Here is a 13,784-nt window from a genome sequence, read left to right as displayed (position 1 = left end):
CAGCGCCATACTTTAAATGAGTGACCGAAGCATGCTAAAGGAAAAAATTCAGGAGCTGGCCAGGCAGGTACACCCGGAGGTGGTAGGTTACCGGCGTCACCTTCACGCTAATCCGGAGCTGTCTTTTGAGGAGTACAACACCTCGGCTTTTGTCAAAGCTACGCTGGATAAGCTGGGGGTGCCGTGGAGCCCCATGGCAAACACCGGGGTGGTAGGGCTAATCAAAGGAGAGAAGCCTTCGGATGCCGTGATCGCCTTACGGGCTGACATGGATGCCCTGCCTATCAAGGAAGCGAATGAGGTGCCGTACAGGTCTAAACAGGTTGGCGTGATGCATGCCTGCGGGCACGACGCGCATACTTCTTCCTTACTGGGGGTAGCAGCCATTCTGCAGCAGCTCCGCTCGGAATTTGGGGGCACTGTCAAACTGATTTTTCAGCCAGCCGAGGAAAAGATCCCGGGTGGGGCAGCCCAAATGATCAAGGAGGGGGTGCTGGGGTCACCCAAGCCCATGGCCGTGCTCGGGCAACATGTGATGCCCTCCCTTCCTGCCGGGAAAGTAGGGGTACGGCCAGGGAAGTTCATGGCCTCCAGCGATGAGCTTTACATCACCATTACAGGGAAGGGGGGCCATGGAGCGCAGCCGCAGCAGAACATAGACCCGATCGTGATCGCCTCGCAGATTATTCTAAGTTTGCAGCAGATCGTGAGCAGGGCAGCCAACCCCAAAACGCCTACTGTGCTTTCTTTTGGCAAAGTCATCGCGAACGGAGCTACCAACATTATCCCGGATGAGGTCTACATCGAAGGCACCTTCCGCACCATGGACGAGTCATGGCGCAGAGAGGCCCACGGGCGCATGAAGAAAATGGCGGAGGGGATTGCTGAAAGTATGGGGGCGACCTGCGATTTTAAGATACTGCACGGCTATCCCTTTCTCATCAACGAAGAAAAAACCACCGCAAGGTTCCGGGAGTGTGCAGCCCAATACCTCGGGCAGGAGCATGTAGAAGACATTGACATCTGGATGGCCGCGGAGGACTTTGCTTATTACTCCCATCAGGCGGACGCCTGCTTTTACATGCTAGGAGTGGGTAATGATGTCAAGGGGATCACCTCCTCTTTGCATACCCCCACATTTGATCTGGATGAAGATGCGCTGGAAATCGGGGTGGGCCTGATGGCTTTTGTTGCCTTGTGTTTCCTGGATGAATAATAGGATACATTACACGAGAGTACTATTTATGTATGACTTATTAAGCCTTTCAGGCAATTTTCAGAGTATTTTCTTTCAAAGCAGGTGAAATATGGCATCTTGATAAAAAAAATTAAAAAAGTATTGCATTTAAATAAATAAAATTAATATATTTAATCATTACTTACGTATAACATCTACATAACACCCTTCTTATTGATACACTCCACGTGTAGTTGGCTGATGCGGTTGCTGGCGTTACAATAAGAACTTCCTCTTGAATCATAGCTTATGACTGGTCTGCTTCGGTGAAGTGGTTCGGTACTCAGAAATAGCTTTGTTTTTATACTTTCTCTTACCAAGTAGTTTATTGCCGGAAAAGTCTGACTGTGAGAAGATCAGAGTCTCTGAGGAAGTATACTCTTTTGCAGTAACCAAGCGCCAATAGGAAAACCGGATCACCTACATCCGGCTGTTGCTGCTAAAGGATTGAAGTAGCATACTTATTAAGATTATATAGTTCCCGTTTGGATTTATTTGCCACGATGCGCAAGCCTGTGCTAGCACATCGCCTTGCTCACTTATGCTCTTATACTAGCAGAGTAGCATGTTAATGGTTAAACATATAAATAATAGATGTTACTACTTCCAAGTATGAAAGCAAAGCAATTGCAGGGGTATAGTCATTTGTATAAAAGCAATTTATTGAATGATGTTATACCATTTTGGTTAAAGAATTCCCTGGATAAGGAGTATGGGGGCTATTTTACCTGCCTGGATAAGGCCGGCTCTGTATTCGACACCGATAAATTTATGTGGTTGCAGGGGCGCCAGCTCTGGATGTTTTCCATGCTGTACGAAAAGGTGGAGCAAAAGCAGGAATGGTTGGATACGGCCCTGCATGGCGCAGAGTTTCTGATCCAGCACGGGCGAGACGCGGAGGGCAACTGGTACTTCTCCCTGAACCGCGAAGGACAGCCCCTGGTACAGCCCTACAATATCTTCTCCGACTGCTTTGCTGCTCTTGGGTTTGGCGCTCTCTACAAGGCAAAGCCGGAACAAATCTACGCCGACATCGCGGTTGCCACTTTCAATAATATCTTAAAAAGAAGGGATAACCCCAAAGGAGTATACAGCAAGGCCTACCCCGGTACCCGATCTCTAAAGAACTTTTCTCTGCCCATGATCCTCTGCAACCTGTCGCTGGAGCTGGAGCACCTGTTAGGGAAAGAAACCGTGGACACCCTGACCAGAGACATCATCCATGAGGTCATGGAGGTGTTCTATGATTCGGAAAGCGGCCTGATTCTGGAAAATGTATTCCAGGACGGCAGCTTTTGTGATTCATTCGAGGGGCGCGTGGTAAACCCGGGCCATATACTTGAAGCGATGTGGTTTATCGCTGACCAAGCCGTGCGCTTAAAGGATCCGCAGCTTATCCACCGAACAAAGGAGATAGCCTTGCGTGCGCTGGAGTATGGCTGGGATCAGAAGCATAGCGGCATTCTATACTTTAAAGACATCAAAGGCCACCCCACGCAGCAGCTGGAGTGGGACCAGAAACTATGGTGGGTGCATGCCGAGGCGCTGGTTTGCATGCTGAAAGCCTACCTCCACACAGGGGATGAGCGCTGCTGGGAATGGTTTGAGAAACTCCATGCCTATACCTGGGCGCATTTCCCTGATCCCGAAGACGGAGAGTGGTACGGGTACCTGAACCGGGAGGGCAAGCCGCTCCTGACGCTAAAAGGCGGCAAGTGGAAGGGCTGTTTCCACGTGCCCCGCGCGCTGTACCAATGCTGGATGGCCCTGGATGCAATTTTAGAAAAAGAGACCAGTTTAACCCTACAAGAGAAATAGTATGGCCAACGCACCTGTTCAGCAAGTCGTTTTAGAGGAAGAGTCCAAAGGCGTTAAGGTGAACTATACGCCGGCCTTGGTTTCGCTGGCTATCCTTTATTTTATGATGGGTTTCATTACCTGTCTCAACGATACGCTGGTTCCTTTCTTCAAAGAAGGTTTTACCTTAACCTACAGCCAATCCTCCTTAGTGCAGTTCTACTTCTTCCTGACCTATGGGGTGATGTCCATCCCGGCAGGTAGAATTGTGGAACGGGTAGGGTATAAAAAAGGAATGGTACTGGGCTTTTCAATAGCGGCTTTGGGAGCCATGCTTTTCTTCCCGGCCGCCATTATGCACCAGTATTACCTGTTTCTGGCGGCGCTGTTTGTCGTGGCCATTGGCATTGTATTGCTGCAGGTAGCGGCTAACCCCTACATTACCGTGTTAGGGCCGGCGCGAACCGCCTCCTCCCGGCTTACCTTGATCCAGGGGGTAGGGTCTGTCGGCACTACGGTCGCGCCGCTCTTCGGAGCCAGCTTTATCCTCTCAGGTTTACAGGAAGCAGGTGCCTCAAGCGATGCCGTGAAATACCCTTACTTGGGAATAGCAGCCTTATTGGTTGTCATAGCTCTTGTCGTTTCAAGGTTACATCTGCCAACCATTAGGGCTGAGGCAAAATCAGAAGTGCTCTCAGATGAAGGAAGAAGTATTTTTTCTTTCCGTAACCTCAAGCTAGGAGTGTGGGCCATCTTCTGCTATGTGGGGGCAGAAGTGTCCATCGGAACTTTTTTGACCAACTACATTGCTGACACGCTCACCATTACGGAAGAGCAGGCGAACAGCTATGTTGCCTTTTACTGGGGTGGTATGCTGGTAGGGCGCTTGCTAGGTTCGCTGATCTTGAAAACAGTCAGGGCGCAGGTAGTACTTTCTGCCAGCGCGATCACAGCCATACTTCTTATTATTCTGTCTGTAAGCTCAACAGGCAACCTGGCCGTGTGGTCTATGATTGCGGTCGGCTTGTGTAACTCTATCATGTTTGCCACCATTTTCTCCCTGTCGGTAGAGGGGTTAGGGAAGTATACGACCAAGGCCTCCGGTATTCTATCAACCGCTATCGTGGGGGGAGCGATTATCTCCTTTTCACAAGGCTTTCTGATAGACCATTACACTTGGCTCATATCCTTTATGCTGCCGCTGGGGTGCTATCTCTACATCTTGTTTTATGGCGTGAACGGATATCGGCGCCAAAGCCTTTAAGGAGGATTTGATGACGGTGCTTTTTAGTTAGAATCTAACATAAACCAAATAACTCACCTGCTAACAAAATCTTTATGATGAGACTTATACTAACCGGAAAAAGATGGCACTACTGCTGGCTTCTTTTTCTATGCATGGCTGTGCTGCAGCCCGCTGCCTTCGGGCAGGGGCAGGCCGTAAAAGGCAAGGTCCAGGATAGCAAAGGGGTGCCACTGCCGGGCGTGACCGTTGTGGTGAAAGGCACTGACAAAGGAACCTCCACGAATACAGACGGGCAGTTCTCCTTGCCGCAGGCTAAACAAGGCGATGTACTGGTGTTTAGCTACATCGGCTTTGCCAATAAAGAGGTGGCCGTAACAGGAGCTTCGGAACTGAACGTGGTTATGACGGAGGCCGACAACAAGCTCAATGAAGTAGTTGTAGTAGGCTACGGCACCCAGAAGAAAGTGAACCTCACGGGTTCGGTGGCCGTGGTGGAAGGCAAGGAACTCACCAAGCGCCAGGTAGGTTCTACCTCGCTGGCCTTGCAGGGAACTGCACCCGGCGTTAGTGTCCGGCAGCAGTCGGGTGTGCCGGGGGGAGACGGCGGCGGGATCAGCATCCGGGGCGTTGGCTCGATCAATGCGGGTTCTAACCCCCTGATCCTGGTAGACAACGTGGAGATGAGCCTGGACGCAGTGGACCCAAACAGCATTGAAAGTATATCTGTGCTCAAAGACGCCGCTGCCTCCGCTATTTATGGTTCCAGGGCAGCGAACGGGGTGATCCTGATCACTACGAAGCGTGGCAGTGAGGGCGTGAAGGTAAACCTGAGCTCGTATGTGGCAGTGCAGCAGCCGACCGATCTGCCGGAGAAAGTAAACGCTCTGGACCACATGAAACTATGGGATGTGGCCCAAGTGAACAGCGGCCTTCCGGCGGCTTTTACAAAGCAAATTGAAGAGTATGAGCGCCTGGGGCCGGATAACTTCGCCAGGTTCAACACCGATTGGAAAGACCTGGTGCTGACCAATAACGGCCTGATGCATAACCATAACATCAACGTTTCCGCCGGTACCGAGAAGATCAAGGTTTTTGCTTCCGGCGGGTACCTGGACCAGAACGGCTTAACAGCCAACACGGGTTTCAAGCGAACAGACCTTCGCTTCAACACAGACGTGTCGCTGAGCAAAAGGCTGACAGCATCGATGGACCTGGTGCTCAATAATTCGGAACGAACCTGGCCAGGCAACTCCTCCCCAACGGCTATCATCCGCTACATGCTGGGCATGCCGGCCACTGCTCCGGGCCGTTTTGATACCGGCGAGTGGGGAGAGGGCTGGTCTAACTCCAACCCGGCCGCACAGGCCGAAGACGGCGGATTTGACAAGTATATCACGAACAGCCGGATCATCAGCGGAACCCTTACCTACAGGCCCATTGATGACCTAGAGTTACTCGCTAACTACAGCTCCAACCGTGCCACGAGCCGCAACCGCAGGCTGCAGGGGCAGTATGACATCTATGTGCCCGACCTGGCTAACAACAAGCTGGATTTTGCCCGCCCGTGGCCTAACTTCAATGCCATCTTTGACAACTTCGATGAGTCGCAGCGGGACCTTGTAAGGCTCCAGGGTACCTATTCTAAAGCACTGGGAAGCCATAATGTGAAGCTGCTGACAGGCTTTAGCGCAGAAAGCTTCTCTGCCAGCAACATCGATGCCTTTCGGCAAAACCTGATTTCGGAGGACTTCCCATACCTGAGTGCCGGGGACGCAACCGGGCAGTCGTTAGGGGGTGGAGAGTATGAGTTCAGCATGGCTTCCGTATATAGCCGCATTAACTACGACTACGACGAAAGATACCTGCTGGAACTGAATGGCCGCTTTGATGCTTCGTCGAGATTTATCAAAGAGAATTGGTGGGAGCTGTTCCCGTCGGTGTCTGCCGGTTGGAGAATCTCTAACGAAAGTTTCTGGGATAACATATCGAACGTGGTGAACGAGGCGAAGCTGCGGGTATCCTACGGAGCCCTGGGTAACCAGAACGTAGGTTCCTACTACCCAACGTATACTTCCTATGCAAAAGGTACTCCCTACAACTACTACTTCAACAACGCCATCAACAGCGGGTATGCGCTTACGACAGCCGCCAACCCGAACATACAGTGGGAAAGATCGATCATTCTGGATGCTGGTCTTGACCTGGCTCTACTTAACAACCGCCTGAGTGTTACGGCCGATTTTTTTAAGCGCGACATTGATAACATGCTGCAGCTGGACCTTATTCCTGCCTATGTAGGTCTCAACGCCCCTTATGTGAACCTTGGTAAGATGACGAATAAAGGCTGGGAACTGAGCCTGGGCTGGAAAGATGCGGTAGGTGATCTCACCTACCAGGTAACCGGTAATGTGTCTGACGTGAAGAACGAGATCGTCGATCTGGGAGGGCGCGAGTATATTGCGGGTTCACGCATCACGAAAGAAGGCTACGCTTATAACTCCTACTATGGCTACATCGCCGAAGGCCTGTTCCAGTCAGAGGACGAGATAGCCAGTGCACCGCTCCATTATGCCAACACCAAGCCAGGCGATATCCGCTACAGGGATATTAACGGAGACGATAAAATTGATGCCAACGACCGCGCGGTGCTGGGTAACTACTTTCCGCGCTACGAGTATAGCCTGAACCTTTCGGCCCAGTATAAAGGCTTCGATGTAACGGCTTTCTTCCAGGGGGTAGGCAAAATGGACAACTACTTGTCAGGCACTGGTACGCAGCCTTTCTACTCGGCAAGCTTCCAGGGCAGTATCTATGAGCACCAGAAAGATTACTGGACGCCTGAAAACAGAGATGCTGCCTTCCCGCGCCTGACTGCCAACAGCATCACCAATAACTATGTCACCTCCTCTTTCTGGATGCGGGAAAGCTCCTTCCTGAGATTAAAGAATGTGGTGCTCGGCTATACGATTCCCAAATCCCTGACCGACAAGATCAAAGTGGGCTCAGCCAGATTCTATGTTAGTGGACAGAACCTGTTTACCTGGAGCAACTACTTCCCAGGGTTCGATCCTGAGCAAAGAGACACAGGCGGCGAGTTCTATCCCATCATGACGACTTATACTACCGGATTTAACCTAAGCTTTTAAGAAAGATGAAGAATAAATTTCTATACATAGCAGGGCTGTGCGCTTCCTTAACTTTCATGAGCGGGTGTGAAAGCTTCCTGGAGAAAGAGCCCCTGGACTCTCCTGCACAAGGTACTTTCCTGAATAATGAAAATGCGGTGAATGTATCGCTGAATGCCTTGTACCGGTCTGTAAACTGGGACTACGGCTTAGTGCCTTACCAATCGGCTACCGACGCATGGGCCGATATCGCCATCCTGCGGGCAAACGACCTGGGCGAGGGCACCTTCGATACCTATAACTCGCATCCGGCCAATTTGTGGAGAAACGCCTACGTCACCATCCAGCGTGCCAATACGATACTCGATGGCATGGAGCCCCACAAAAATAAAATCCCTGTAGCTGCCTATAACCGCATGCAGGCCGAGACGAGAATTTTGCGGGCATGGGCCTACCATTACCTGGCATTCATGTTCGGAGACGCTCCTTTGATCACCAAGACGCTGACCACAGAAGAGTTCAAAACGCAGGTGCGCACGCCGAAGGCCGAAATCATCGCTTTTATTTACAAGGAGCTGGATGAAGCCGGGTCCATGCTTGACTGGGCACCTACAGAGCGGGGCCGTGTCAGCAGGGCTGTGGCTATGGGCTTAAAGGCGCGCACTGCCCTTTACAACAAGGAGTATACCCTTGCCAAAGCGGCTGCCAAAGAAGTGATCGACGATGCAGGTCTTCAGCTTAACCCGAAATTCCAGGACCTGTTTACGCGCAGCGGACAAAAGCCGAATGCCGGTGGAGAGATCATGTTCGAGATACTGTACACAGACGCGGAGGTGTCGTCCAGAACGAACCTGCCATTGGGTAATGCCGCCCGCGCTTCGGGCGGGCAGTCCGGAAGGTTCCCGTCACAGCGCCTGGTAGACGCGTTTGAGGCAAAAGACGGAAAGCGTATTGACGAATCGGAAGTATACGACCCTCAGAAGCCCCGGGAAAACAGAGACCTCAGGCTAAAGTATACCGTAGCGATGCCGGGCGACACTGTGTCCATGAACCTAGTGACCTTTGTCTTTGACATCTACAACAATACGACCTCTTTCCGCAACGCGGATGGCAGCTGGATGGTGAAGTCTAACGCAGACTTTGACAACCCGTTTGGTCCTGCCAAAAGTGGGGTAGGATACCTGTGGTCGAAGTATACCATGACGGATGAGAATGCCTTTCAGTCGCGGGTGAGCTTTATTCTGATGCGCTATGCCGAAATCCTGTTGACGTATGCGGAGGCCTCCATCGAGTCTAACACCATTGATGAGGCAACCATCGAGGCCATCAACCAGTTGAGGAGCAGGGCCAAGCAGCCGCCTGTACCGGTAGAAATCCAAAACGATCAGAATGAGCTTCGCGAGCTGATCCGAAGAGAGCGCACTGTAGAGTTGGCTGTGGAAGGCTTCCGGTGGTTTGATATTCGTCGCTGGGACATAGCGGATCTGGTGATGCCGGGCAAAGTGGTGGGAATCTCCAAATCCGGCACTGATTTGCCGCCGGTTCCGAATTTCAAGACGACACCAGAGCATGATCTGAACAGCATACCGGACTACAGCGGGCAGCTTGATCAGCGCTACACCCGCGAAACACGCTTCTGGGATCCTAAGCTGATGTTACTGCCTGTGCCGCAGGCAGAGCGAGATATAAATTCTAAGCTCACGCAGAATAACGGTTGGTAGAATTGGTTGCACAACGATCTGCCGGGCTTCGGCCCGAGCAGGTCGTCTGTGTTTTTATTTGTAGATGTACTCCTTTCGGAGGATTTAAGGTTATAACATGAAACGCAGAAACTTTATTGAGCTTCTTACCGCTACTGGAGGCGCTGTGGCCGCGGCCTCTTTGGCTGTTTTCCCGGAGAAAGCACTGGCAGAGGTAAAAAAGGTGATCGAGCCAAATGGCGATGAAACCCTGACGGCAGATGTGGTGGTGGCCGGTGGCGGACTGGGCGGTTTTGCCGCCGCCATGGCCTCGCTCCGCAACAACCAGACGGTCGTGCTCACCGAGGAAACCGATTGGATTGGAGGGCAGCTTTCCAGCCAGGGAGTACCACCCGATGAGCACCAGTGGATAGAGTCGCATGGTGCGACTCAGTTTTACCGTGACTTTAGAAATGCTATCCGGGAGTACTACAAACGCCATTACCCACTCACTGAGCAGGCCAAAAACAATCCGCTGCTCAACCCCGGAGATGGTGCCGTGTCGAGGCTTTGCCACGAGCCACGCGTAGCCGTAGCCGTGTTCAACGACATGATAGCGCCTTACATCAGTTCCGGCAAACTGGTGCTGCTGCTGGAACATAAAATCTCTGACGCCAAAGCAAGCGGAAACAAGGTAAGCGAGCTCACCGCCAAGAGCCTGCGTACGGGCAAAACCACCACGCTGAAGGCGCCATACTTTGTAGACGCCACCGAGCTGGGAGAACTGCTGCCTTTAACCGGAACCGAATTCGTGACCGGGACAGAGTCCAGAAAGGAGACACGTGAGCTTCATGCGCCGGACAAGGCAAACCCCAACAGCAACCAGGCATTTACGGTTTGCTTTGCGATGGATTACGTGCCGGGCGAGAACCATGTGATCGAGAAACCCCGCGACTATGATTTCTGGAGCAACCACATTCCGGACCTGCAGCCAGCCTGGGCCGGTAAGCTGCTGGCCCTGCACTATTCAGACCCACGTACCCTGAAGCCGAAGAACCTGGGCTTTCATCCCGAAGGACTTAAGACAGGGGATATGCTCAACCTGTGGAACTACCGCAAGATCATCAACAAGAACAATTTCAAGGAAGGCACCTACGCCGGAGACATCACCATTGTCAACTGGCCGCAGAACGACTACATGCTGGGCGACCTGATCGGGGCCTCCGAGAAAGACTTCAACAAACACGTGGATGCCGCCAAGCAGCTGAGCCTGTCGCTGTTGTACTGGCTGCAGACAGAGGCGCCCCGCCCGGATGGGGGCAAGGGTTGGCCAGGCCTGCGCCTGCGCAAAGACATCATGGGCACCGAAGACGGTATGGCAAAGTACCCCTACATCCGGGAGTCCAGAAGAATCAAAGCTGTCTTTACGGTGCTGGAGGAGCACGTAGGCAAAGAGAACAGGCTGAAAGTAGCCGGTAAAAAGAACGGCACCACCTCCGCTTCCTTTTACGATAGCGTGGGCACAGGCTATTACCACATCGACCTGCACCCCACCTCCGATAAAGTCAACTATGTGGACTTTGCTTCGCTGCCCTTCCAGATTCCGCTAGGGGCGCTGCTACCGGTAAGGATGGAGAACCTGCTGCCGGCTAATAAGAACATCGGTACCACCCACATTACCAACGGCTGTTTCCGCCTCCACCCGGTAGAGTGGAACATTGGGGAATCGGTGGGCATGCTCATCCCGTTTGCGCGCAGTAAAAATGTGATCCCCAGAAAAGTAAGGGAGGACAAGGCATTGCTAGCCGAGTTTCAGGATTTTATCCGGTCGCAGGGAATTGAAACGGAATGGCCCAAAAATACTTCCTCCGATGAGGCATAAGGCAATAGCAGCCCTGTTTTTCGCAGCGCTGGTCGGTTGCGTTAGCAGCAGAGACCAGGAGGTGATCCGGAAAGAGTACCCCATTGAGTCTACGCTCGAGCTGGGCACTTCGGTGCTGGGGGTAAGCGTGGTGGCCGATAGCCTGGACGTTCCCTGGGACATTGCCTGGGGAGCCGATGGCAGCATCTGGATGACAGAGCTGAAAGGCACCGTGAGCAGGCTGGACCTGAGCACCGGGGAAAAGCACGAGCTGCTTAAAATAGAGGATGTGTGGCATAAGCGAACGGCCGGGCTGTTGGGCATGGCCCTGCACCCGGACATGGAGCGCCACCCTTATGTGTTTGTGAACTATACGGCGCGCGAAGGCAAGGACAGTGTCATTGTCTCCAAGCTTGTCCGGTATACCTATAAAGCCGATACGCTCACCAACGCCAAAACCTTGCTGCAGGTAGAAGGCAACACGGGCCACAACGGAGCGCGCGTGGCTTTTACAAATGACGGGAAGCTGCTGTGGGCCACCGGCGATGCCGTGAAAGATGGGTATGCACAGGACTCGACCATCTTAAACGGCAAAATTCTTCGGATAAATATTGATGGCTCTGTGCCGAAAGATAATCCGATCAAAGGAAGCTACGTCTGGGCGTGGGGTTTTCGGAACATGCAGGGCCTAGCAGTTGCTTCTGATGGGCAGATTTATACTTCTGAACATGGCGATGCGATCGAAGATGAAATCAACCTGGTGAAGCCCTTGCAGAACTATGGTTGGCCCGAGATAGAGGGCTTCCATGACAAGGACAAAGAGAAAACCATCGCGGCAAAGTATCAGCGAACAGAACCCCTAAAGTCCTGGACGCCTACTATTGCACCGGCCGGAATTGCCATGTACGAGTCTGATGCCATCCCGGAGTGGAAAAACGCTATTCTGCTCGGTACCCTGAAAGGCAAGAGCCTGCGGGTGTTGAAGCTGAACGCAACTGGAACAGCCATTACCTCCGAGGAGATTTTCTGGGAGAACCAATACGGCAGGCTTCGGGATATCTGCGTCTCCCCAACGGGTGATATTTATGTAGCCACCAGCAACCGCGACTGGAACCCCTCGCCGGGTTTCCCGAAAGAAAACGATGACCGGATTCTGCTCATTCGAAAAATCAAAAAGTCAGAGATACCGGCACAACTGCTCGCTTCCAATACAAAAGGCGGGGGAGCCGTGACGCAGGAGGTGACAGGGGCAACCTTGTACAGCCAGTACTGCTCCTCCTGCCACAAAGACGATGGCGCGGGCGTTGCCGGCACGTTTCCGCCGCTGCAGGGGGCCGAGCAGGTAACGGGAGACAAAGCCGTGCTGATGAACATTGTGCTCAATGGCTTGTCCGGTCCGATCGTGGTAAAGGGCAGCAAGTATGATCAGGCCATGCCTGCTTTCAGTTTCCTGAAAGACGAGGAACTGGCCAGCATCCTGACCTACATCCGGAGCAGTTGGGGCAACAGTGCCTCCGCTGTAAGTACAGACGAAGTGCAATCCTTTAGAAAGAAATAATGACCGCTCCCGTTACAGAAAAGAAACCCACACGTGATAGTGCCCTGAAAAGGTGGCTGCTCTCTCTTGGTCCTGGTATCATCACCGCGGCCCTGGTTTTCGGCCCCAGCAAGATGACGATCACCTCCAAGATGGGGGCAGACTATGGCTATTCGCTGCTGTGGATTGTTGTGGTGGCCATCTTCTTTATGGTGGTTTTCGCCGGTATGGGGGCGAGGATCGGGGCGGTTAACAAGGGTTCTTTGCTGAGCCTGATACGGCAGCAGTGGGGGAGGCCTGTAGCCATTGCCATCGGTGTGGGTGTATTCCTGGTAACGACCTCTTTTCAGGCAGGAAACTCCATCGGCGTAGGAATCGCTATTGCCGAAGGAACAGGCACCAGCCCGATCTTATGGGTGCTAGTGTTTAATATGTTCGGCATCAGTTTGCTGTTTTTCCGGTCTTTCTACAAAATGCTGGAAAAGCTCATGATCTTTTTGGTGGCCCTGATGCTGTTCTCCTTCGTCACAACCCTTTTTATGGCGGATCCCGATGCGGTTGGGGTGGCCAATGGCTTTGTGCCGGCTGTGCCTATTGGCTCGGCAGGACTGATCATCGCGTTTACGGCCTCCTGCTTTTCCATTGTGGGGGCCTTCTATCAATCTTACCTGGTGCAGGAACGAGCCAAACTCAGTAAGTCCACCGATAAAGACGGCAACATAACCGGCGGCAGTACCACCGGGATCCTTATCCTTGGGGTGATGAGTGCGGTGGTACTGATCTGCGCTGCCTCTGTGCTGCACCCACAGGGAATAAAAGTGGACAGTGCCTCGCAGATGGCCAAGGCGCTGGAACCGTTGTTTGGCGGCAATGCCTCTGCCTTGTTTCTGGCGGGCCTTTTTGGCGCCTCCTTTTCCTCGCTGGTCGGTAATGCAACCGTGGGAGGGTCCTTGTTGGGGGATGCCCTGGGGTATGGCAGCAACCTGAATTCCAAGCAGGTGAAGCTCTTTATTGCCCTGGTTATGGTGGCGGGTGCCACCATCGCCATTCTTTTTGGGAAGCTGCCCCTGGAGCTGATCGTGTTTGCACAAAGCGTGACCATTTTCCTGGTGCCTTTTATCGGGGTGGCGATGTACCTGACCGCAAACAAAGCCTCTGTAATGGGAGAGCACAGGAATAGCCTGATCACCAAGATTTTCGGGGGGCTGGGTTTGCTGCTCCTGATTGGCCTTGCCGTGAGCAATGCCATAGACATGTTGAAATAAGGCTCTGTGCTCCAGAGTATATTCAAGTAGATACGAG

8 protein-coding genes are annotated in these 13,784 nt (G+C 52.6%); all 8 read left to right on the top strand.

Annotation, left to right across the window (positions count from 1 at the left end; all coding sequences use genetic code 11):
• Positions 1–31: 31 nt before the first annotated feature.
• The 8 genes from OH144_RS13300 to OH144_RS13265 all read left to right on the top strand — a co-directional run bounded on the left by OH144_RS13300 (position 32) and on the right by OH144_RS13265 (position 13,747).
• A complete protein-coding gene (locus OH144_RS13300) occupies positions 32–1,216 on the top strand; it encodes a M20 metallopeptidase family protein (protein ID WP_266202736.1) in 1,185 nt (394 codons plus the stop codon).
• Between the two features lie 633 nt (positions 1,217–1,849).
• Complete coding sequence (locus OH144_RS13295) at positions 1,850–3,055, top strand: AGE family epimerase/isomerase (protein ID WP_266202735.1); 1,206 nt, start codon at positions 1,850–1,852, stop codon at positions 3,053–3,055.
• A 1-nt stretch (position 3,056) separates the two neighbouring features.
• On the top strand, positions 3,057–4,298 hold the full coding sequence (locus tag OH144_RS13290) for a sugar MFS transporter (RefSeq protein WP_266202734.1): 1,242 nt from the start codon (positions 3,057–3,059) through the stop codon (positions 4,296–4,298).
• Between the two features lie 74 nt (positions 4,299–4,372).
• Positions 4,373–7,426 carry a SusC/RagA family TonB-linked outer membrane protein gene (locus OH144_RS13285; RefSeq protein WP_266202733.1) on the top strand — a complete coding sequence of 1,018 codons (3,054 nt, stop codon included), beginning with the start codon at positions 4,373–4,375 and terminating at the stop codon, positions 7,424–7,426.
• 5 nt (positions 7,427–7,431) lie between these two features.
• Positions 7,432–9,126: a RagB/SusD family nutrient uptake outer membrane protein gene (locus OH144_RS13280; protein WP_266202732.1), complete on the top strand. Its 1,695-nt coding sequence runs from the start codon at positions 7,432–7,434 to the stop codon at positions 9,124–9,126.
• 97 nt (positions 9,127–9,223) lie between these two features.
• Entirely contained in the window at positions 9,224–10,966 is a 1,743-nt protein-coding gene (locus OH144_RS13275) for an FAD-dependent oxidoreductase (RefSeq protein WP_266202731.1), read from the top strand.
• Positions 10,956–12,503 carry a PQQ-dependent sugar dehydrogenase gene (locus tag OH144_RS13270; RefSeq protein WP_266202730.1) on the top strand — a complete coding sequence of 516 codons (1,548 nt, stop codon included), beginning with the start codon at positions 10,956–10,958 and terminating at the stop codon, positions 12,501–12,503. Before OH144_RS13275 ends, OH144_RS13270 begins: the two co-directional genes overlap by 11 nt.
• Entirely contained in the window at positions 12,503–13,747 is a 1,245-nt protein-coding gene (locus OH144_RS13265) for an NRAMP family divalent metal transporter (protein ID WP_266202729.1), read from the top strand. The genes OH144_RS13270 and OH144_RS13265 overlap by 1 nt, the downstream gene beginning before the upstream one ends.
• The last annotated feature ends 37 nt before the right edge of the window (positions 13,748–13,784 follow it).

It is taken from the genome of Pontibacter kalidii (assembly GCF_026278245.1).
GTDB lineage: Bacteria > Bacteroidota > Bacteroidia > Cytophagales > Hymenobacteraceae > Pontibacter > Pontibacter kalidii.
The sequence above is the reverse complement of the archived record's forward strand: the minus strand, read 5'-3'. Positions and strand labels throughout refer to the sequence as shown.